We start from the raw sequence: 21444 nt of genomic DNA, 5'->3' as shown, positions 1-21444 counted from the left end.
TCAGGGAGTGGTCAGAGGGTCTGGAGTGTCACGAGAGTGATGCGGAGGCTCTCCTTCGGGCCCTCCACCTCGATACGGACCCGCTGCCCGGGGCGCAGCAGTCTCAGGCCCCCCGCGTCGAACGCCGCGGCGTCGAAGGGCACCGGGGTGCCGTCGTCCAGGAGCACCTGCCCGCTGCGGCTCTCGGGGTCGTACGTGTACGCGGTCGCCTGCATGGCCGCAGCCTACTGCCCGGGTATCAGCAACCGCGCGGCGGCCGCGGCCGTATGAGGGCCGACCCCCAGGGCAAGCGCGCTGCGCAGGTCGTCGCCGGTGTCCACGTCCTGGCGTACGGAGTCCACGGCGGCGAGGGACAGTTCCACCGCGCCGGACGTGCGGTGCCGGGCCCGGGAATCGGTGCCGAAGGCCGGACGCAATTCCAGGCCGGGGGCGGCCGACAGCAGGGTCGTGCCGATCCCGGCCGCGTCCGGGAGAAAAGCGCGCGGGAATTCGGCGGCGGAATCGAGTACCCGGGACAATTCCCGCGGGCGCAGTGCCGGAAGGTCGGCGTTCAGCGCGGCCACCGGACTTCCCCGGCGCGCGGACCGTACGGCCCCCGTCCCGTGTGCGAGGGCGGCGTTGAGGCCGCTGCCCGGCTCGTCGGGGATGATCGCCGCGCCCAGAGCGGCCAGCTCACGGCCCGCCCGGGCGTCGTTCGTGACGACTGCCACATCCCGCACCGCCGGGCAGGCCAGCGCGGCCGCCACCGTGTCCTGGGCGAAGGCCAGCGCCAGGTCCGGCCGCAGCCCGTCGTCCGCGGTGTCCGCGAGCCTGCTCTTGGCCTGGGCCAGGGGCTTCAGGGGTACGACCAGGGTCCACTGCACGGGTGTTCCGTCCTCCTCTTGTCGCGGCCATTGTCACCCGGGGCATCGGGCGGCCGGCGTGTCGGGGCGTACGGTGTTCTCGACAGACCGGCGGCCTGGGGCGACACTTGTGCGGCCCCCCGGTGGCCCCCGCTTCAGGCCCTAGAGGAAGGTGTCCGCGTGCCCCGCCGCAGAATCGGCTTCTGGTACCGCTTCGCCGCGGTGATCTGCAAACCACCGCTGGTGGTTCTGCTCAGGCGGGACTGGCGCGGAATGGAGCACATTCCGGCCGAGGGTGGATTTATCACCGCGGTGAACCACAATTCGCACATCGATCCCTTCGCTTACGCGCACTTTCAGTACAACACCGGGCGGGTCCCGCGATTCCTCGCGAAGAGCGGGCTTTTCAAGAAGGGATTCGTCGGGGCCGCCATGCGGGGTACCGGGCAGATCCCCGTCTACCGCGAGAGCACGGACGCGCTCAGCGCCTTCCGGGCCGCGATCGACGCCGTCGACCGCGGGGAATGCGTCGCCTTCTATCCCGAGGGCACCCTCACCCGCGACCCGGACGGCTGGCCCATGACGGGCAAGACCGGGGCGGCCCGGGTCGCCCTGCAGACCAAGTGCCCGGTGATCCCCGTGGCCCAGTGGGGCTGCAACGAGCTGCTGCCGCCGTACGCGAAGAAGCCGCATCTGCTGCCGCGCAAGACGCACCGTGTGCTCGCCGGACCGCCGGTGGACCTCACGCGGTTCTACGACCGGGAGATGACCGCCGACCTGCTGAAGGAGGCCACGGAGGTCATCATGGCCGCCATCACCGCCCAGCTGGAGGAGATCCGCGGCGAGAAGGCGCCCGAGACGCCCTACGACCCGCGCCGGGAGCGGATCGAGCAGCGGCGCCGCACCCAGGCGCAGACGCAGACGCACCAGAAGTCCGGGCAGACCGTGCAGGAAGAGGGGCTGGGCAAGTGAGCACACCGGTCAAGGCGGCGGTCCTGAGCGCCGGTTCGTGGGGCACGGCCTTCGGCATGGTGCTCGCCGACGCGGGGTGCGAGGTCACCCTGTGGGGGCGCCGACCGGAGCTCGTGGAGGCCATCAACTCCACGCGGACCAATCCCGACTACTTCCCGGGCGTCGAGCTGCCGGAGAACGTGCGGGCCACCACGGACCCCGCCGAAGCCGCGGCGGACGCCGACTTCACGGTCCTGTCCGTCCCCTCGCAGACCCTGCGCGGCAACCTCGCCGAGTGGAGCCCGCTGCTCGCCCCGAACACGGTCCTCGTGTCGCTGATGAAGGGCGTCGAACTGGGCTCCGCGATGCGGATGAGCGAGGTCATCGACGACGTCGCCAAGGTCGGCCCGGACCGGATCGCCGTCGTCACCGGGCCCAACCTGGCCCGGGAGATCGCCGCGCGGATGCCGGCCGCGGCCGTCGTCGCCTGCACCGACGAGGCCGTCGCCCAGCGGCTCCAGGCCGCCTGCCACACGCCGTACTTCCGCCCGTACACCAATACGGACGTGGTGGGTTGCGAACTGGGCGGAGCCGTGAAGAACGTCATCGGCCTCGCCGTCGGCATCGCGGACGGCATGGGCCTCGGCGACAACGCCAAGGGCTCGCTCATCACCCGCGGCCTCGCCGAGACCACCCGGCTCGGCATGGCCCTCGGCGCCGACCCGCTGACCTTCTCCGGACTGGCGGGCCTGGGCGACCTGGTGGCCACCTGCTCCTCGCCGCTGTCGCGCAACCACACCTTCGGCACCAACCTCGGCAAGGGCATGACGCTCCAGGAGACCATCGCGGTCACCAAGCAGACCGCCGAGGGCGTCAAGTCCTGCGAGTCGGTGCTGGATCTGGCCCGCAGGCACGGCGTCGACATGCCGATCACGGAGACGGTCGTCGGCATCGTGCACGAGGGCAAGCCTCCGGTGGTGGCTCTCAAGGAGCTGATGTCGCGCAGCGCGAAGCCCGAACGACGCTGAGCGACGCGAGGCGGCGGGCGCTGTCTTGGGGCCCTACCAACGGGTACTCTCAAGCCGATATGAGCACCGAGAACCTCCCCCAGAGCCCCGAGCAGCCGCCTCGCAAGCCGCGTGTGGCCGTCGTGTTCGGCGGGCGCAGCTCCGAACACGGGATCTCCGTGGTCACCGCCGGCGCCGTCCTCAAGGCCATCGACCGGACGAAGTACGACGTCCTCCCGATCGGCATCACCCAGGACGGCCGTTGGGCGCTCACGGCGGACGAACCGGAGCGGATGGCGATCGTCGACCGGCGCCCGCCGAGCGTCGACGCCCTCGCCGAGTCCGCCGAGGGCGGGGTGATCCTCCCGGTCGACCCGGCCAACCGCGAAGTCGTCTACAGCGAGCCCGGGTCGGTCCCCAAGGCGCTCGGCGAGGTCGACGTGGTCTTCCCGGTGCTGCACGGCCCGTACGGCGAGGACGGCACCCTCCAAGGCCTCCTGGAGCTCTCCGGCGTCCCGTACGTGGGTTCGGGCGTGCTCGCCTCGGCCGTCGGCCAGGACAAGGAGTACATGAAGCGGGTCTTCACCTCCTTCGGGCTCTCGGTGGGCCCGTACGTGGTGATCCGGCCGCGCGAGTGGGAGCGTGACGAGGCCGCCGCCCGCAAGAAGATCGTCGACTTCGCCGGCGAGTACGGCTGGCCGCTGTTCGTGAAGCCCTCGCGCGCGGGTTCGTCGATCGGCATCACCAAGGTCGACGACCTCTCCGGCCTGGACGAGGCGATCGCCGAGGCCCAGCGGCACGACCCCAAGATCCTCGTCGAGGCGGCCCTGCGCGGCCGCGAGATCGAGTGCGGCGTCCTGGAGTTCGAGGACGGCCCCCGGGCCTCCGTACCGGCGGAGATCCCCTCGCCCGACGCGCACGCGTACTACGACTTCGAGGCCAAGTACATCGACTCGACGCCGGGGATCGTGCCCGCGCCCCTCACGCCCGAGGAGACGGCCGAGGTGCAGCGCCTGGCGGTCGACGCCTTCGAGGCGGCGTCCTGCGAGGGTCTGGTCCGCGCGGACTTCTTCCTCACCGAGGACGGCGAGTTCGTGATCAACGAGATCAACACGATGCCCGGCTTCACGCCCATCTCGATGTACCCGCAGATGTGGCAGGCGAGCGGGGTGAGCTACCCGGAGCTGATCGACCGCCTGGTGCAGGCGGCCCTGCGCCGGTCGACGGGCCTGCGCTGAACCGGTTTCGGGAGCGACCGGCAGGACTTTCGGGAACGACCGGCAGGACTTCCGAGAGCGACCGGCAGGACTCAGGAGGCGATCCCCTCGGGGATCGCCTTTTTCACGGCGGCGGCCAGATCGATCAGCACGCCCGAGCTGTCCACGCCCTCCGGCACCCGGACCTCGACGTACGTCTCCCGGTTGGCGGTCGTGAACCGGTATCCCTCGTCGCCCTGCTTCTCCATCAGCCAGTCGACCCCGTTCACGCCCCCGGCGACCGCGTCCGCGTCCCGGCCCTGAGCCACCTTCGGATCGACCATCTTCGGCGGCTGCGGCACACCGCAGCGAAGTATGATCGCCGGGCTGCCCCAGCCCGCCGTCAGCGCCGACGCGGGCTCGGGATCCTGGCGACGCTCACCGTCCACCTTCGCGGGCAGTACCTTGTTCAGGTTCCGGCACAGTTCCGTGGCCTTCGCGTCCGGATCGGGAACCGCCGCCGACGCGCTGTCGTCTGCTGAGGAGCAGCCCGCGGCAGTGATCAACAGCGCGAGAGCGGGCAGGCGGAGGACAACGCGGCAGACAGAGCGGTGCCGGTGACGGAAAGAGTTCACCGGCTCAGGGTAGACGGGGGCTACAGATGCACGACCGGGCAGGTCAGGGTGCGGGTGATGCCGTCCACCTGCTGGACCTTGGCGACCACCATGCGGCCGAGATCGTCGACGGTGTCCGCCTGGGCCCGCACGATCACGTCGTAGGGTCCTGTCACGTCCTCGGCCTGGATGACTCCAGGGATCTTGCTGATCGTCTCGGCGACGGTCGACGCCTTGCCGACCTCCGTCTGGATCAGGATGTACGCCTGTACCACGGAACCTCCAGGGCGGCCACGAGGATCATGTGGGGAAAAGGAACGCCACGGTATCGCGTCGCCGCTCGCCGCGGGGAGACCTGCGGGCACCGGGTCTTGCGCGCCGGGGCACGGGTCCGGCAGAACGTGACGGTCACTTCGACCGTAGCGAGGACCGAGATGCCTCGCGACCGGGCACGGACAGGGACAGAAGGGGAGAAAGGGCAATGAAGGGCACTGTTGGTGAGCTCGGTGAGTTCGGGCTCATCAGGGAGCTCACCTCCCGTCTGACCACCACCCCGGCGGTCCGGGTCGGCCCCGGCGACGACGCCGCCGTGGTGGCCGCGCCCGACCGCAGGGTCGTGGCCAGTACGGACATCCTGGTGGAGGGCCGGCACTTCCGCCGCGACTGGTCGACGGCCTACGACGTGGGCCGCAAGGCGGCCGCGCAGAACCTCGCCGACATCGCCGCCATGGGCGCCGTGCCGACCGCGCTGCTGCTCGGCCTGGTCGTCCCGGCCGAGCTGCCGGTGACGTGGCCGAGCGAGCTGATGGACGGCCTGCGCGACGAGTGCCAGGTGGCGGGCGCCGCCGTGGTCGGCGGGGACGTCGTACGCGGCGACTCGATCATGGTGTCGATCACCGCGCTCGGTGATCTGCGCAACCAGGAGCCCGTGACGCGGGCGGGCGCGCAGCCCGGCGACCTCGTCGCGGTGACGGGCTGGCTGGGCTGGTCGGCGGCCGGCTTCGCGGTGCTGTCCCGGGGGTTCCGCTCGCCGCGGGCCTTCGTGGAGGCCCACCGGCGGCCCGAGCCGCCGTACCACGCGGGGCCGGCCGCCGCCGGGCTCGGGGCGACCGCGATGTGCGACGTGAGCGACGGGCTGATCGCCGACCTGGGGCACATCGCCGAGGCCAGCAAGGTGCGCATCGACATCCGCTCCCAGGCGATCGACATCCCCTCCCAGATGAACGACATCGGGCAGGCCGTCGGCGTCGACCCGATGCAGTGGGTGCTGACCGGGGGAGAGGACCACGCGATCGTGGCGACCTTCCCGCCGGACGTGAAGCTGCCCGCCCGCTGGAAGGTCATCGGCGAGGTCCTCAACCCCTCGGCGCTGCCCCAGGTGACGGTCGACGGGGCGCCGTGGACCAGCAAGGGCGGCTGGGACCACTTCGGGGAGACGGACTCGTGATCCCCAACGTCCTGACGGTGGCGGGCTCCGACTCGGGCGGGGGCGCGGGCATCCAGGCCGACCTGAAGACGATGCTCGCGCTCGGCGTGCACGGCATGAGCGTCGTCACGGCGGTGACAGCGCAGAACTCCATGGGCGTGCAGGGAGCTTGGGAGCTGCCGGTGGAGGCCGTGCGCGCCCAGTACCGCAGTGTCGTCGACGACATCGGCGTCCAGGCGGTCAAGACCGGCATGCTCGCCTCGGCCGAACTCGTCGAGGCGGTCGCCGAATTGATCGCGGGGACGGATGCCCCGGCGGTCGTCGACCCGGTCGGGGTCTCCAAGCACGGCGACTCCCTGCTGGCCGCCTCCGCGCTGGACTCCGTCCGTACGAAGCTGCTGCCGGCGGCTACGGTCGCCACCCCCAACCTCGACGAGGTGGCCCAGCTGACGGGCGTGCGCGTGGAGTCGGAGGGGGAGATGCGGCGGGCCGCGGCGGCGGTGCTGGCGTACGGGCCGCGCTGGGCGCTGATCAAGGGCGGCCACCTCTCCGGGGACGCCGTGGACCTGCTCACGGACGGTTCCGAGGAGCACTGGCTCCGGGCGCCGAGGCATGACAACCGCCACACCCACGGCACCGGCTGCACGCTCGCCTCCGCGATCGCCTCGCAGCTCGCCAAGGGCGACTCCGTGCCGGAGGCGGTGGCGGCGGCCAAGGAGTACGTCACCGGGGCGGTGGCGGCCGGTTTCGCGCTCGGCGGGGGCATCGGTCCGGTGGACCACGGCTGGGGGTTCCGGCGCGAGGCGTAGCCGATCCGAGCGCGCCCGCGACGCGTGGGCGCCCCAGGTACTGCTGCGACGCGTAGCCGCTCCGCTCCGGGCGCGGCAAAGAGCCGGTCCACCAGAGGTGGACCGGCTCTGCAAGCGAACCAGCAGTGGCCGCGCGCTAGCTGAGCGTCAGCGCGAGACCTTGCCGGCCTTGATGCACGAGGTGCAAGCGTTCACGCGCTTCGGCGTCCCGCCCACCACGGTACGCACACGCTGGATGTTCGGGTTCCAGCGACGGGACGTACGGCGGTGCGAGTGCGAGATGTTGTTGCCGAAGCCCGGCCCCTTGCCGCAGACGTCGCAGTTGGCAGCCACGGGTCACTCCAAAGACTTCAGATGCACTTACGGTTAATCCCGGCATGCCGGGATCGAGATCTTGTGGCTCCAGGAGCCGGTCGAGATCTGAGTGGCGCTGCCAGGGGGAAGGCCCGATCAGGATCGGGCAACCGGAGCAGCATACAACGGCTGCACCCGTAGAGCGAAACTACCATGGCAGCTCAGGGCCTCGCCCCGGCCCTCTTCCGGCGGACACCGTCCCGGGGTCTACGCTGCCTGCCACGTCCAGCAGCTCAGGGAGGCGCAGTGGCGCAGGTGCCGCAGACATTCTTCGATGCTCTCGCGGTGCGCACCTGGTGCGGCCTCGCGCTCGAGACGCTGGGGCGGGCGCGCGAGGAGATCGACGCGATCAACGTCTATCCCGTGGCGGACGGGGACACCGGCACGAACCTGTACCTGACCGTGGAGTCGGCGGTCGCGGCCGTCGAGGCGGTGTTCGTGGGGCACGCGGCGGGCTCCGGGACGGAGGACCGGCCGACGCTCTCCGACGCGGTGCGGGCCATGGCGCACGGGGCGCTGATCGGTGCCCGCGGGAACTCCGGGACGATCCTCGCCCAGCTGCTGCGCGGCATGGCCCAGGTGCTGGCGGACGACACGAGCGCGCACGCGGACGGCCGGGGCCTGCGGCTCGCCCTGCGGCACGCGGCCGACTCCGCCCGCCAGGCCGTGGCCCATCCCGTGGAGGGCACGGTCCTCACGGTCGCCTCGGCCGCGGCCGACGCCGCCGACGCCGCCGACGGTGACGGTGACGGGGGCGGGGGCGACTGCGGGAGGGTCGCACGGGCCGCCTACGAGGGAGCGCGCGAGGCCCTCGCCGCGACCCCGGACCAGTTGCCCGTGCTGGAGCGCGCAGGGGTGGTCGACGCCGGCGGACGGGGGCTGGTGGCCGTGCTCGGGGCGCTGGTGGAGACGTTCACGGGGGAGAGGCCGCGCGGGCCGGTGACGGGTGCCGGGCGGGTGCCGGAGGCCCGGGGGGCCGGGCCGGGGGCCGGGGAGCCGGTGGGGGCGCACGCGCGCGTGGTGCCCGGGGCGGCGTCCGACGGTTCGGCCGGAGCGCTGTCGGCGGGTGTTTTGCCCGCGTCGGGGGCCGAGGACTCGGTGGCGGCGCGGTCCGGCGCGGTTCCCGGCCCGGCCGGGCCGGGCCTGGTCGATCCCAGCCCGGCCGACCCGGGCCTGGTCGGTTCCGGTTTGGCCGGTCCCGGGGCGTCCGGGGCGTCCGGGGCGCGGGGCGTCACGGCCGGCGCGCCGCACGCGCGCGTGGAGTCCCTCGCCGACCCCCTCCCGGCCTGTGCCGACCCCGGCGAAGGCGCCGACGGCGTCGCCGTGCCCGGCCAGGACGCGCTCGGCCAGGACGCGCCCGGCCGGGACGGGCCCGCCTTCGAGGTGATCTACCTCCTGGAGGCCGGGGACGCCGCCGTGACGCGGTTGCGGGAGCGGCTCGACGCCCTCGGGGACTCGCTCGTCGTGGTCGGCGGCGACGGGCTGTGGAACGTCCACGTGCATGTCGACGACGCGGGCGCCGCCGTGGAGGCCGGCATCGAGGCCGGGCGGCCGTACCGGATCCGCATCACGCACTTCGGCGCGGGCGACGTGCACACCACCGGCGCCGAGCGGCCGCCCCGGGAGCGCGCCCAGCGGGCCGTCGTGGCGGTCGTGCCCGGCGAGGGGCTGGCCGGGCTGTACTCCGAGGCCGGTGCCACCACCGTGCTCGCGCGCCCCGGGGAGCCGCCCGCGAGCGGGGAGCTCGTGCAGGCCGTACGGCGGGCCCACGCGCGCGAGGTCGTCCTGCTGCCCAACGACGCCGACCTGCGCCACACCGCCGCGGCGGCGGCCGAGCAGGTCCGCACCGAGGGGGTCCGCGTCGCCCTCATCCCGACCCGCTCGGCGGTCCAGGGCATCGCGGCACTGGCCGTGCACGAGCCGGAGCGCCGCTTCGACGAGGACGTCGTGTCGATGACCTCGGCCGCCGGCGCCACCCGCTACGCCGAGGTCACCGTCGCCGAACGCCAGTCCTGGACGATGGCCGGCATCTGCCAGGCCGGGGACGTCCTCGGCCTGATCGACGGCGACGTGGCCGTGATCGGCTCGGACGTCGCGGCCACGGCCGAGACCGTCCTGGACCGCATGCTCGCGGCCGGGGGGGAGATGGTCACCCTGGTCCTCGGTGACGAGGCCCCCGAGACCATCGCCGAGCACCTGGAGGGCCGGGTCCGCGAGGGGTACCTCGCCGTCGACACCGTCGTGTACCGGGGCGGACGGCAGGGCTCCCTGCTGCTCATCGGCGTGGAGTAGCCCTGCGTCCGGGGCCGTCCGGAGCCGGACCGGTCTGTCAGGAGCGCGATCTGTCAGGAGCCCGTCAGGAGCCGGAGCAGTTGCTCGGCCTCCGCCCGCCGGGCCAGGGCCCCCTCGCTGTCCCCGGTCTCCTCGTCGTCGTACCCCTCGTACCCTTCGTACACCGCCAGCACCGCACGCGCGCGTGCCGCCGCGTCGGCGGTCCGGCCCAGGTCGGCCTCCAGCCGGCCCGCGGCGAGCTCGGAGCCGGTGCGGCTGTGCAGCGCGCCCGCCCCGAGGGAGGCGAACACCCCGGCCGACAGCAGCACTTGGGCCAGCGCCTCCTCGAACACGGCCCGGACCGAGGCGTCCTCGGCGTCCTCGGCGACGGAACGGACCAGCACGTCGCCGAACTGCCGGTGCGTATGGCCCAGTTCGGCCACGAGCTGCTGCCGGGACTCCTCGTCGGCCGTCGTGTCCAGCGCCGCCTCGCAGGCCCGGACCGCCTCCGTCATCAGGCCGCGTGCGTCCTCCGGCCCGTCCCGCCCGTCCAGCGCGAGCCAGGCGCGGGCGCGCAGCGAGCGGACCAGCCCAGGGACGTTGCCGAGCTCGCGCCACAGGGCGCCCGCGCGGGCGTAGGCCCGGTCCGCCTCGGCGGCCAGCCCGGCCTCCCCGAGGGACTCCCCGGCCAGGTGGGCAAGGGTCGCGTGGTCGTGCTGCTCGGGCCAGTGCCGGGCGATCTCGGCCGCCTGCAGGCGCCGTTCGGCGGCGGCCCGGTGCTCGCCGAGTTCGCTCAGGCAGTCGCCGAGCCACCACTGCGTCTGCACCACCGCCCCGTCGCCGTGCGTCTCGGCGGTCAGATCGGGCAGGGCCGACTCCAGCACCTCCGCGGCCTCGGCCCACCGCCCCTGCCGCAGCAGGAACCCGCCGAGCTGCTGCCGGGCCCAGGCGCCCAGCGTCGCGCTCTCACCCGCCTCGTCGGCCCAGTGCGCGGCCTCCAGGGCGTGTCCGGCGGCCTCCACGGCATCGCCCCGGCCGCCGACCAGCTCCGCGAGCTGCAGGTGCAGCTGGGCCCGCCCGGGCGCCTCCAGCTGGGCGCCGCCGTGCTCCAGGGCCGCCCGCAGCGCCCGTTCCGCCTCGGCCATGTCACCGAGGTGGTGGGCCAGCGAGGCCAGCCGGGCCTCGTACTCCACCGCGAACCAGGGCAGCCCCGCCGCGACGAACTCCGCCGCGCCCCGCGCGAACAGCTCCGCCGCCGACCTCACGTCCCCGGCCAGCCCCGCCAGCTCGCCGAGCATCGCCCGGGCCTCGGCGGCCCGCGCGGCCAGCCGTACGTCCTCCCCGGTCCGCCCGTCGACGAGCGCCAGCACCTCACGGACGGCGGCTTCGGCCGCGGCGCGCCCCGCGTCCGTACCGGGCTCCTCGTGCGCCCGGCGCATCAGGGTCCGGGCCCGTCCCATCAGGACCGACGCCGTCTGCCGCAGCCCCGTGCCGCCGGCCGCGTACAGCGCGAGGACCTCCTCGTACGGGACGGCCACGGCCGCGACCGCCTCGGCCACGTCACCGGCCAGCGCGCGTACGTACGCCCCACGCGCGCGTGCCGCCAGGGCCTCGCCCGGGTCGCCCGCCTCCGCGTAGAGCCCGGCGGCCCGCTCGAAGAGCGCGACCCCCTCCGGGCCGAGGGCCATCGCCTCGTGGTCGGCCATCTCGGCCCGGTCGCGCGGGTTCAGCTCGACGCCCTCCGCGGCGGCGGCGACCGCAGCCCAGGCCTCCACGGCGCCCGGCCGCAAGGTGTCCGACAGCCGCCGCGCCTCGGCCAGCAGCGCGGGCAGATCCGGCCGGCCGGCGGCGGGGGCCGCGAGCACCGGGGGAGCGGGCGGCGGGACGGGCCGCACCGAGCGCACCCCCAGCGGCAGCCGCTCCTCCAGCGGCTTCCGCGCCATGCGCGCGCGTGCCCGCTCGGTGACGTACATCGTGCCGTTGCGCTCGTCGAAGCGCGCCGCCAGTTCCAGGGCCTGCGCACGCGCGTGTGCGGCCAGTTCGCGGGCGGTCCACTCCCGGCCGGCCGGACCGGGCACCTGCCGGTCGCCCAGACCGAGTGCGGTCAGGCGGTCCATGAGCAGGGCCGCCACGCTCATGAACTCCAGCCTGCTCTGCGGATGCCCGTCGTCCGTGAAGTACGCCGGCCGCTCGGCGAGCAGCTCCAGCCCCCGCGCCTCGTTGCCGGTCAGCGCGCAGAACTCCACGTGCTCCGCGTACGCGCCGCGCATGCTCTCCATGGCCCGTACGAGCCGGAAGCCCCGCAGGTGGTTGGCCCGGGCCTCGTCCGCCCGGCCCAGCCGCAGCAGCGGCACCAGGGAGGACGCCAGGGCCGTGTGCGGCTCGTGGGCGCAGGTGTACTCGCCGTCCAGCACCGGCCGCCACAGCTCGAGCGCCTCCGCGTCCCGGCCCAGCTCCGCCTGCCACCAGCCCTGCCCGTGCAGCTCGCAGGCATGGCAGTCGGCCATGGCGTCCCGGTCGGCCGCCAGCCACGCGGCGTACGCCCGCTCGGCCCGCGCCACGTCCCCGACATGCGCGGCCACACTGTGCTCGGCGCTGCGCACGGCCCGCTCGGAGTGCCCGGCGAGCCGGTAGCGGTGCTCCATCTCGCCGAGCCACTTCTCGATCGAGGCGAGCGGGATGTGCGGCTGGTCGAGCATGCCGGACGACACCCACTTGAAGACCCAGTGCAGCGAGTGGGTCTCGTACGCGTCGAAGTCCTCGGGCCGTTCGTCCCACATGCGCAGCAGACGCGCGAAGGGGACGAACATCTTCCCCTTCTCGGAGCTGTAGTTGTAGACCTTCAGCTGGTGCCCGAGCGCCTCGATCACGGCGAGCGGGACATCCAGCTTCTCGGCCGCCGTCAGCAGCTCCTCCGCCCGCGCGTTGCGGGCCGGCCCCTCCGGCTGCTCGGCGTTCTCCGCCATCGCCCGGCGCAGGGCGTCGAAGTCCGTGATCCCGCTCATGCACGACCGTCCTCGCTGTGCGTGGCCCACTCCAGCAGGCCGATGAACGCCCGGTTGAGCAGCGCCGAGTCGGCGGGCCGGAGAGGCCGCTGCGCCATCAGCAGCGCCTGCCCGTACAGCGACTCCGTCGCCGTGCCGATCAGCTCCGGGTCGGGCAGCGCGCCGATCCGCCGCACCAGCGGGTTGAGGTGGTTGAGCACCAGCCGCGCGCGGGGGGCGCTGCCGCGCAGGGAGCCGAGGATGCCCGCCCACAGGTCGTCGGCCCGCGCCTCGGCGTCCGCCCGGGCCTGTTCGTGCCGGGCCTCCCGGTCGTCGAGGTGCAGCGCGGGCACGGACAGCGGGTGGAAGGCCCGCAGCACCACGTCACAGCCCAGCGGGTCGAGCCGGGCCCGCGCGGCCGCCAGGAAGCCGGACAGGGCCAGTTCCTCGGCCGGGTCGACCGCGTCCAGGTGAGCGGTCACCGTGTCGGCGTCCAGCTCGGCGACCACCGTTCCCGGCCGCACCGACGGCAGCGCCTCCACCAGCTCGCTGTCGTACGTGTAACCGCCGTTGATCACGCCGATGCCCTGCGCGGACGCGATCGGCGCGACCTGCCGGTACTCCTCGACGGTCCGCGTGAAGTGCACGACAGGGTGCCGCTGCGCGAACTCCTCCAGGGACAGCCGCCCGTCGGTCGTCTCGAAGGGCAGCCACGGCAGCATCGTGCGCAGCATCTCCCGGTCGTGCCGGGCCAGCGACTTCACGCCCAGGTGGTGCACCGACAGGAACGCGGCCAGCCGTTCCGGATCGCCCGCCGCGAGCCCCGTCAGCCAGGCGCGGATCCTTTCGCCCAGCGCCTCCCGCACGGCGGCCAGCGTCTCGTCCTCGTACAGCGCCTCCCGCGACGCCGTGGGCCGCAGGCTGTCCGTGTCGAGCACGCAGCGCACGAAGAACGCCCAGTCGGGCAGCAGCTGTTCGGCCCGCTCGGTCAGCAGCATGCCCTTCAGGTGCACGCGGTGACCGGCGCGCCGGGCCGGGCTGACCGCCGACGGCAGCACGTACGCGATCCCGCGCACGCCCGCCAGCGGCACGGACAGGTCGATCGTGTCCAGCGGCGTGAAGCCGAACAGGTCGTGGCAGTGCCGGGCGAGGGCGACGCGGCGGGCCGCCGGGCCCGGATACGGCCGGTCCCAGGGCGCGGGCAGGTCGGTCACCGCCTCGTCGCCCACCCGGACGTCGTACGGCAGCAGCGACCCGAAGTCCCGGGCCAGCGCCTCGACCCGCTCGGGCGCGAGCCACTCCGCGGCCCCGGCCCGGGCCACCAGGTGCACGGTGGTGCCCGGTTCGGGACGCTCGGCGTCCGGCAGGGTCCGCACGGTGTACGAACCGTCGTCGGACGCCGTCCACTCCACGGGCGGCGCCCCGGGCGTACGGGCGCTGCGGCTGACGACCCGGATGCGCTCGGCGACGACGAAACAGGCCAGCAGGCCGATGCCGAACTGCCCGAGGAAGTCGGCCCTGGCCTCCTGGAGGCCCTCGGCGCGCTTGGAACTGCGCCCGATGGTGGCCAGCAGGCTGTGCACGTCCGCCTCGGTGAGCCCCACGCCGGTGTCCTCGACCCGCAGGGCCCCGCCCTCCGCGTACAGCCGCACCCGGGCCGGGGCGCCGGGCTCCTCCGCGCGTCTGGCCGTGATGGCGTCCACGGCGTTCTGCAGCAGCTCGCGCAGGTACACCTTGGGACTGGAGTAGAGGTGGTGGGAGAGCAGGTCCACCAGACCACGCAGGTCGACCTGGAACGTATGAGGTGATCGAGGAGAACGGGGTGCCTGGGATGCCTGTGAGGTCTGGGAGTCCATCATCACGGCGCCGGTGGGGGACTCGCGACGGCGCGGGGTCGGGCGGTCCCGGTGAGGCGGTGACCGCGTAAAAGGCCGGGGGCGCGTCATCCTAAGGCCCGAACCGGCCGCCTGACCAGGGATTTCCGGGACGTATACGGCGGCCTCCGCCGCGGCCTGGGCGCCATTGTCAGTGGCGTGGTGTGCAATGGATCTCGTGCCCGCACTGGAAGAACCCCTGCGACAACCGCTGAAGTCGGTGCTCGGCCCCGCCACCGCGAAGGTGATGGCCGAGCACCTCGGCCTGCTCACCGTCGGCGATCTGCTCCACCACTACCCCCGCAGATACGAGGAGCGCGGCCAGCTCACCCAGCTCGCCGACCTCCCCATGGACGAGCACGTCACGGTGGTCGCGCAGGTCGCCGACGCCCGCCTGCACACCTTCGCCTCCGCCAAGGCCCCGCGCGGCAAGGGCCAGCGCCTGGAGGTCACGATCACGGACGGCAGCGGCCGGCTCCAACTCGTCTTCTTCGGCGCAGGCGTCCACAAGCCCCACAAAGAACTCCTGCCGGGCACCCGCGCGATGTTCGCGGGCAAGGTCTCCGTCTTCAACCGCCGCCTCCAACTCGCCCATCCTGCCTACGAGTTGCTGCGCGGCGACCCGGAGGAGTCCGTGGAGACCTGGGCGGGCGCCCTGATCCCGATCTACCCCGCCACCGCCAAGCTGGAGTCCTGGAAGATCGGCAAGGCGATCCAGACGGTCCTGCCCACGGCACAGGAGGCCGTCGACCCGCTCCCGGACGGCCTGCGCGAGGGCCGCGGCCTGGTCCCGCTCCCCGAAGCCCTCCTCAAGATCCACCGCCCGCACACCAAGGCCGACATCGAGGACGCCCGCTCCCGCCTCAAGTGGGACGAGGCCTTCGTCCTCCAGGTCGCCCTCGCCCGCCGCCGTCACGCGGACGCCCAACTCCCGGCGGTCGCCCGCGAGCCGTCCCCGGACGGCCTCCTCACGGCCTTCGACGCCCGCCTCCCGTTCACCCTCACCGAGGGCCAGCAGCGGGTCTCCCGCGAGATCTTCGCCGACCTGGCGACGGAACACCCGATGCACCGGCTGCTCCAGGGGGAGGTGGGTTCCGGGAAGACCATGGTCGCCCTGCGCGCCATGCTCGCCGTGGTCGACGCCGGCGGGCAGGCCGCCATGCTCGCCCCCACCGAAGTGCTCGCCCAGCAGCACCACCGGTCCATCGTCGAGATGATGGGCGAGCTGGCCGAGGGCGGCATGCTGGGCGGGGCCGAGCAGGCCACCAAGGTGGTGCTGCTCACCGGCTCCATGGGCACGGCCGCCCGCCGCCAGGCCCTGCTCGACCTCACCACCGGCGAGGCCGGCATCGTCATCGGCACGCACGCGCTGATCGAGGACAAGGTGCAGTTCCACGACCTCGGCCTGGTCGTCGTCGACGAACAGCACCGCTTCGGCGTCGAGCAGCGCGACGCCCTGCGCGGCAAGGGAAAACAGCCCCCGCACCTGCTGGTCATGACGGCCACGCCCATTCCGCGCACGGTCGCGATGACGGTCTTCGGCGACCTGGAGACCTCCGTCCTCGACCAGCTCCCGGCCGGCCGCTCGCCGATCGCCAGCCATGTGGTCCCGGCCGCCGACAAGCCCCACTTCCTGGCCCGCGCGTGGGAACGGGTCCGCGAGGAGGTGGAGAACGGCCACCAGGCGTACGTCGTCTGCCCCCGCATCGGCGACGAGGAGGACGACCCGAAGAAGACCGGCCGGAAGAAGCCCCAGGAGTCCCTGGAGGACGCCGCCGAGAAGCGCCCGCCCCTCGCCGTCCTCGACGTGGCCGAACACCTGGCCAAGGGCCCGCTGCAGGGCCTGCGGGTCGAGGTCCTGCACGGCAGGATGCACCCGGACGACAAGGACGCGGTCATGCGCCGCTTCGCCGCCGGCGAGACCGACGTCCTGGTCGCCACGACGGTCATCGAGGTCGGCGTCAACGTCCCGAACGCCACCGCCATGGTGATCATGGACGCCGACCGCTTCGGCGTCTCCCAGCTCCACCAGCTGCGCGGCCGCGTCGGACGGGGCTCGGCGCCCGGCCTGTGCCTCCTGGTCACCGAGATGCCCGAGGCGAGCGCGGCCCGCCAGCGCCTGAACGCCGTGGCCTCCACCCTCGACGGCTTCGAGCTCTCCCGCATCGACCTGGAACAACGCCGCGAGGGCGACGTCCTGGGCCAGGCGCAGTCCGGAGCCCGGACCTCCCTGAAGGTCCTCGCCGTCATCGAGGACGAGGAGATCATCGCGGAGGCCAGACAGGAGGCGACGGCAGTGGTGACCGCCGACCCGGAGCTGACCCACCTTCCCGCACTCCGGACGGCTCTGGACGCCTTGCTGGACGAGGAGAGGGAGCAGTACCTGGAAAAGGGGTGAAGGTGACTGACCCTCCTTTAGGGGCGCGGGGAACTGCGCGACCAGCCACACTGATACGGAAAGCCGCCCACGACCAAGGACCGAAGATGACCCGCGTGATCGCCGGCACAGCCGGCGGACGCCGCCTGGCCGTCCCGCCAGGCACAGGAACCCGCCCCACCTCGGACCGTGCCCGCGAGGGCCTGTTCTCCACCTGGCAATCCCTCCTCGGCGGCCCCTTGGACGGCGAACGCGTCCTCGACCTCTACGCGGGATCAGGAGCCGTCGGCCTGGAGGCCCTGTCCCGAGGCGCGGGCCACACGCTCCTGGTCGAGGCCGACGCCAGAGCCGCCCGCGTCGTCCGCGAGAACGTCAAGAACCTCGGCCTCCCCGGCGCCGAGGTCAGAGCGGGCAAAGCGGAACAGATCATCCGCACCACACCCCCCGACGCCCCGTACGACCTCGTCTTCCTCGACCCCCCGTACGCCGTCACGGACGACGATCTTCGCGAGATCCTGCTCACACTCCGCTCGGAACGCTGGCTCGCCGAAGAAGCCCTCGTCACCGTGGAGCGCAGCACCAGAGGCGGCGAATTCCGATGGCCCGAGGGTTTCGAACCCCTCCGGGCCCGTCGCTACGGCGAGGGAACGTTTTGGTACGGTCGCGCCGCCTCTACGTGCGAAGACGCACGATGACCGGACCGGAGAGCGAGGGATCACAAGTGCGCCGCGCCGTCTGTCCCGGGTCGTTCGACCCGATCACCAACGGACATCTCGACATCATCTCCCGCGCCTCCAGGCTGTACGACGAGGTCTACGTCGCGGTGATGATCAACCAGTCGAAGAAGGGCCTGTTCGAGATCGACGAGCGGATCGACCTGATCCGCCGGGTCACCGCCGAGTACGGCAACGTCCGCGTGGAGGCCTTCCACGGCCTGCTCGTCGACTTCTGCAAGCAGCGCGACATCCCCGCCATCGTGAAGGGCCTGCGCGCGGTCAGCGACTTCGACTACGAGCTGCAGATGGCCCAGATGAACAACGGCCTCTCCGGTGTCGAAACCCTCTTCATCCCCACCAACCCCACCTACAGCTTCCTGTCGTCCTCCCTGGTCAAGGAGGTCGCGACCTGGGGCGGCGACGTCTCCCACCTGGTGCCCGCCGAGGTCCTCCAGGTCCTCACCGAGCGCCTGCGCAAGGACTGAACGCGCCCCGGGCGCCCCCCGGGAGCCTGACAAGCCGTCACCCGGTGTCCCCCGGTGACCCCGTGGCCGTACAGTCGTCCCGTCCGTCTCCAACGCATCTGTAGAGAGTGGCGAGCACACGGTGGACGTGCAGAAGAAGCTCGACGAGATCGTCGCCGCGGTCTCCGGCGCCCGGTCCATGCCCATGTCGGCCTCGTGCGTGGTCAACCGCGCCGAACTGCTCTCCCTGCTGGAAGAGGTCCGCGCGGCGCTGCCCGACTCCCTCGCCCAGGCCCAGGAGCTGATCGGCGGCCGGGAGCAGATGGTCGAGCAGGCCCGCCAGGAGGCCCAGCGGATCATCGAGGGCGCGCACGCCGAGCGCGGCTCGCTGATCTCCGACACCGAGGTCGCCCGCCGCTCCCAGGCCGAGGCCGACCGGATCCTCGCCGAGGCCCGCCAGGAGGCCGAGGAGATCCGCGCCGAGGCCGACGACTACGTCGACTCCAAGCTCGCCAACTTCGAGGTCGTCCTCACCAAGACCCTCGGCTCCGTCGGCCGCGGCCGCGAGAAGCTCCTCGGCACCGGCCCCGGCACCGACGAGCAGGGCTACGAGGACGAGGACGCCCCCGAGCGCAGCCACGACCCGGAGACCCAGCGCCGTACCGCCGACGAGTACGTCGACGCCAAGCTCGGCGCGTTCGAGGCGGTCCTCGCCAAGACCCTGGAGGCCGTCGGCCGCGGCCGGCAGAAGCTGCACGGCCGGATCGCCACCGACGACCTCGGCGCCCTCGCCGACGACACCAGCACCGTCCAGCACTCCAGCGACGCCGACTACCTCGCCGGCCTGGCCGCCCTCGCGGAGGAGAAGCCCCCGGCCGGGCAGCCCGCCCAGCAGCAGGACTACGGACAGCCGCAGCCGGCCTACGGCTACCAGCAGCAGCCCGACCCCTACGCCGGCTACCAGCAGCCGGCCTACGCCGCCCAGCAGGACCCGTACGGCTACCAGCAGGCCGATCCCTACGCCTACCAGGGCTACGACACCCAGCAGGCCGCGTACGACCCGAACCAGGTCCAGCAACAGGCCCAGCAGGCGCAGGCGCAACAGGGACACCAGACGCACCAGGGCTATGCCCTCGACGAGACCAGCCTCTTCGACACCAGCATGATCAGCGCCGAGCAGTTGCGGGCCTACGAGCAGGGCCGCGGCCAGGGCTGAGCACCGGATTGGGCCGACGGCGAAAGGTCCAGTATCCTGGCTCTTCGGTCGCGCGTACGTCCGCGATCACCGCTGCCCGGAACACCGAAGGGCGGCGACCCCCCGAGCTCAGCAGATCGAAAGCAGGAATGGCCCTGAACGCCCGCCTCGACCACCGCAACCCCCTCGTGTTCGACACACACGAGCTGGGCCGGCGGCCCGGTGCGCTGCAGCGCCTGACCCGCACGGTCGACGCTCCCAAGGACTTCGGTATCAAGGGGGTCATCGGAGTGCCGGAAGGCGCCCCGGTGGAGCTCGAACTCCGCCTGGAGTCGGTCATGGAAGGGGTGCTCGTCACAGGCACCGCCCGTGCCGCGGCCGAGGGGGAGTGCGTAAGGTGTCTGGAGCCGCTGGAGCTGGAGCTCGAAGCGGACTTCCAGGAGATGTTCTCGTACCCTGACGCCGACGACCGGGGCCGTGTGATCGCGGAACCGGGCGACGACGCCGAGGAAGACGAGGACAGGCTCTTCCTCGAGGACGGCCTGTTCGACCTCGAGCCCGTGCTGCGTGATGCGGTGGTGCTCGCACTGCCGATGCAGCCGGTGTGCCAGGAAGACTGCCCTGGTCTGTGTGCCGAGTGCGGCGCACGGCTGGCGGACGACCCGGACCACCACCATGACGCCGTCGACATCCGTTGGGCGGCTTTGCAGGGACTCGCCGACACCATGTCGGACGGCGAGAAGGACGAGATGAGCGGCGCCGAAGCGGGCGTCGACGAGAAGCAGGAGAAGTAGCCGTGGCTGTTCCGAAGCGGAAGATGTCGCGCAGCAACACGCGCCACCGCCGGTCGCAGTGGAAGGCTGCGGTCCCCACCCTGGTTGCGTGCGAGCGCTGCCACGAGCCCAAGCTGCAGCACATCGCGTGCCCGTCGTGCGGCACCTACAACAAGCGCCAGGTCCTCGAGGTCTGAGCGGCTGGTGAGAGGCACTGTGTCCACGCCTAAGAACAAGTCTTCCCGCGTCAGCGGGAGTGCTCCGGCGGACAACCAGGCCTCGTCCCACACGCTTCTGGAAGGGCGGCTCGGCTACAAGGTCGAGTCCGCCCTTCTGGTGCGCGCGCTGACCCACCGGTCGTACGCATACGAGAACGGCGGTCTGCCGACCAACGAGCGCCTGGAGTTCCTCGGGGACTCCGTCCTCGGCCTCGTGGTCACGGACACGCTGTACCGCACCCACCCCGACCTGCCAGAAGGCCAGCTGGCCAAGCTGCGGGCCGCGGTGGTGAACTCGCGTGCGCTCGCCGAGGTGGGCCGCGGGCTCGACCTGGGCTCCTTCATCCGGCTCGGCCGCGGTGAAGAGGGCACGGGCGGGCGGGACAAGGCGTCCATCCTCGCCGACACCCTGGAAGCGGTGATCGGCGCGGTCTACCTCGACCAGGGCCTGGACTCGGCGGCGGAGCTGGTGCACCGCCTGTTCGACCCCCTGATCGAGAAGTCCTCGAACCTCGGAGCCGGCCTGGACTGGAAGACCAGTCTCCAGGAGCTCACCGCGACCGAGGGGCTCGGTGTCCCCGAGTACCTGGTCACGGAGACCGGCCCCGACCACGAGAAGACCTTCACTGCTGCCGCCCGCGTCGGAGGCGTCTCGTACGGCACCGGCACCGGCCGCAGCAAGAAGGAGGCGGAGCAGCAGGCCGCCGAGTCCGCCTGGCGGTCCATCCGGGCCGCGGCGGACGAGCGCGCCAAGGCGGCGAAGGCCGCCGAGGCGACGCAGACGGCGGCGGCGCAGGCCGCCCACACGGCCGTCGACGGCACCGTCGACGGCTGACCAGCCGCCGCCTCCGGGCGGCGGCCGCAGAGCGCACCCGAACGCCCGCCCCGGCCGGGGCGGGCGTTCGGCCTATTCACCGGTCCGAGGGGGGACAAGGGTGTCGGGGGACGTCTTACAGGTGGTCGGGGAGATCACCCCTTACGTCACCGCGGCCGCGGGCGCCTACGGCGTCGCCGTACTGGTGCGTACGCAGGACGAGGCAGCGAGCGCGACGGTCGCCTTGGGCCGGCGGCTGGCGCAGCGGATCTTCGGTAGCCGTGCGGACGGTGAGGAACTGCCCGAAGCCCTCGCCGACGTGGTGGAGGAACCGGACGACCCGGACACCACCGCCGCGCTGCGCAAGGCCATCCGCAAGGCGCTCCTGGCCGACGAGGAGCTGGCGGCCGACGTACGGGCGCTGCTGGGCCGATCCCCTGCCCCCCTACGCACCGGCGACGGCTCCCAGGTCGTCACCGGCAGTGTGATCGGCGGGGACAGCATCCAGATCGGCTCGGTCGGCGGAGACGTCCACCTCGGCCGCCCCGCCCGCGGCTGA

Annotated in this window: 21 protein-coding genes; 14 read left to right on the top strand and 7 right to left on the bottom strand. The window is 72.9% G+C overall.

The window, feature by feature from the left end; all coding sequences use genetic code 11:
* Positions 1–11: 11 nt before the first annotated feature.
* A complete protein-coding gene (locus tag ABZ948_RS05570) occupies positions 12–215 on the bottom strand; it encodes a hypothetical protein (protein WP_031120965.1) in 204 nt (67 codons plus the stop codon).
* Positions 216–224: 9 nt separating this feature from the next.
* A complete protein-coding gene (gene cofC / locus ABZ948_RS05565; protein WP_359757511.1) occupies positions 225–863 on the bottom strand; it encodes a 2-phospho-L-lactate guanylyltransferase in 639 nt (212 codons plus the stop codon).
* A 159-nt stretch (positions 864–1022) separates the two neighbouring features.
* On the opposite strand from cofC, the gene ABZ948_RS05560 reads away from it, so the two are divergent.
* From ABZ948_RS05560 to ABZ948_RS05550, 3 genes are read left to right on the top strand one after another with little or no spacing between them, the layout of a single operon-like run.
* The gene (locus ABZ948_RS05560; protein WP_359757509.1) at positions 1023–1814 is read left to right on the top strand and encodes a lysophospholipid acyltransferase family protein; all 792 of its coding nucleotides are present in this window, start codon (positions 1023–1025) and stop codon (positions 1812–1814) included.
* Complete coding sequence (locus ABZ948_RS05555) at positions 1811–2821, top strand: NAD(P)H-dependent glycerol-3-phosphate dehydrogenase (RefSeq protein ID WP_359757507.1); 1011 nt, start codon at positions 1811–1813, stop codon at positions 2819–2821. Before ABZ948_RS05560 ends, ABZ948_RS05555 begins: the two co-directional genes overlap by 4 nt.
* 59 nt (positions 2822–2880) lie before the next feature.
* Entirely contained in the window at positions 2881–4038 is a 1158-nt protein-coding gene (locus ABZ948_RS05550; protein WP_359757506.1) for a D-alanine--D-alanine ligase family protein, read from the top strand.
* A gap of 71 nt (positions 4039–4109) precedes the next feature.
* On the opposite strand, the gene ABZ948_RS05545 is transcribed toward ABZ948_RS05550, so the two are convergent.
* Entirely contained in the window at positions 4110–4631 is a 522-nt protein-coding gene (locus tag ABZ948_RS05545; protein ID WP_359757504.1) for a DUF3515 domain-containing protein, read from the bottom strand.
* Positions 4632–4651: 20 nt separating this feature from the next.
* Entirely contained in the window at positions 4652–4885 is a 234-nt protein-coding gene (locus tag ABZ948_RS05540; RefSeq protein WP_003997603.1) for an Lrp/AsnC family transcriptional regulator, read from the bottom strand.
* A 206-nt stretch (positions 4886–5091) separates the two neighbouring features.
* Between ABZ948_RS05540 and ABZ948_RS05535 the strand changes: the two genes are divergently transcribed.
* Positions 5092–6057 (top strand): thiamine-phosphate kinase, encoded by a 966-nt coding sequence (locus ABZ948_RS05535; RefSeq protein ID WP_359757503.1) that lies wholly within the window; start codon positions 5092–5094, stop codon positions 6055–6057.
* A complete protein-coding gene (gene thiD / locus ABZ948_RS05530; RefSeq protein ID WP_359757501.1) occupies positions 6054–6845 on the top strand; it encodes a bifunctional hydroxymethylpyrimidine kinase/phosphomethylpyrimidine kinase in 792 nt (263 codons plus the stop codon). The genes ABZ948_RS05535 and thiD overlap by 4 nt, the downstream gene beginning before the upstream one ends.
* A 147-nt stretch (positions 6846–6992) precedes the next feature.
* Here thiD and rpmB read toward each other — a convergent pair whose 3' ends face one another.
* Positions 6993–7178 carry a 50S ribosomal protein L28 gene (gene rpmB / locus ABZ948_RS05525; protein WP_003993230.1) on the bottom strand — a complete coding sequence of 62 codons (186 nt, stop codon included), beginning with the start codon at positions 7176–7178 and terminating at the stop codon, positions 6993–6995.
* Positions 7179–7445: 267 nt separating this feature from the next.
* On the opposite strand from rpmB, the gene ABZ948_RS05520 reads away from it, so the two are divergent.
* Positions 7446–9491 (top strand): DAK2 domain-containing protein, encoded by a 2046-nt coding sequence (locus tag ABZ948_RS05520; protein WP_435857459.1) that lies wholly within the window; start codon positions 7446–7448, stop codon positions 9489–9491.
* A gap of 53 nt (positions 9492–9544) precedes the next feature.
* Here the strand turns inward: ABZ948_RS05520 and ABZ948_RS05515 are convergent, their stop codons facing one another.
* Positions 9545–12475, bottom strand: coding sequence for a tetratricopeptide repeat protein (locus ABZ948_RS05515; protein WP_359757498.1), 2931 nt, complete (start codon positions 12473–12475; stop codon positions 9545–9547).
* Entirely contained in the window at positions 12472–14310 is a 1839-nt protein-coding gene (locus ABZ948_RS05510) for an HSP90 family protein (RefSeq protein WP_359757564.1), read from the bottom strand. The genes ABZ948_RS05515 and ABZ948_RS05510 overlap by 4 nt, the downstream gene beginning before the upstream one ends.
* Before the next feature lie 187 nt (positions 14311–14497).
* On the opposite strand from ABZ948_RS05510, the gene recG reads away from it, so the two are divergent.
* From recG to ABZ948_RS05470, 8 genes are all read left to right on the top strand, one after another.
* Positions 14498–16726 (top strand): ATP-dependent DNA helicase RecG, encoded by a 2229-nt coding sequence (gene recG / locus ABZ948_RS05505; RefSeq protein ID WP_359757496.1) that lies wholly within the window; start codon positions 14498–14500, stop codon positions 16724–16726.
* 86 nt (positions 16727–16812) lie between these two features.
* On the top strand, positions 16813–17400 hold the full coding sequence (rsmD, locus tag ABZ948_RS05500; protein ID WP_359757494.1) for a 16S rRNA (guanine(966)-N(2))-methyltransferase RsmD: 588 nt from the start codon (positions 16813–16815) through the stop codon (positions 17398–17400).
* Positions 17401–17426: 26 nt separating this feature from the next.
* On the top strand, positions 17427–17906 hold the full coding sequence (gene coaD / locus ABZ948_RS05495) for a pantetheine-phosphate adenylyltransferase (RefSeq protein ID WP_359757562.1): 480 nt from the start codon (positions 17427–17429) through the stop codon (positions 17904–17906).
* Positions 17907–18027: 121 nt separating this feature from the next.
* On the top strand, positions 18028–19101 hold the full coding sequence (locus ABZ948_RS05490) for a F0F1 ATP synthase subunit B (RefSeq protein WP_359757493.1): 1074 nt from the start codon (positions 18028–18030) through the stop codon (positions 19099–19101).
* Between the two features lie 128 nt (positions 19102–19229).
* A complete protein-coding gene (locus tag ABZ948_RS05485; protein ID WP_359757491.1) occupies positions 19230–19874 on the top strand; it encodes a YceD family protein in 645 nt (214 codons plus the stop codon).
* 2 nt (positions 19875–19876) lie between these two features.
* Entirely contained in the window at positions 19877–20050 is a 174-nt protein-coding gene (rpmF, locus tag ABZ948_RS05480; RefSeq protein WP_007493396.1) for a 50S ribosomal protein L32, read from the top strand.
* A 19-nt stretch (positions 20051–20069) separates the two neighbouring features.
* Positions 20070–20906 carry a ribonuclease III gene (gene rnc, locus ABZ948_RS05475; protein ID WP_359757489.1) on the top strand — a complete coding sequence of 279 codons (837 nt, stop codon included), beginning with the start codon at positions 20070–20072 and terminating at the stop codon, positions 20904–20906.
* A gap of 100 nt (positions 20907–21006) precedes the next feature.
* Entirely contained in the window at positions 21007–21444 is a 438-nt protein-coding gene (locus ABZ948_RS05470) for a hypothetical protein (protein ID WP_359757488.1), read from the top strand.

The sequence above is a fragment of the Streptomyces olindensis genome (genome assembly GCF_040645895.1).
Taxonomy (GTDB): domain Bacteria; phylum Actinomycetota; class Actinomycetes; order Streptomycetales; family Streptomycetaceae; genus Streptomyces; species Streptomyces olindensis.
This window is presented reverse-complemented; position numbering and strand designations above follow the sequence as displayed.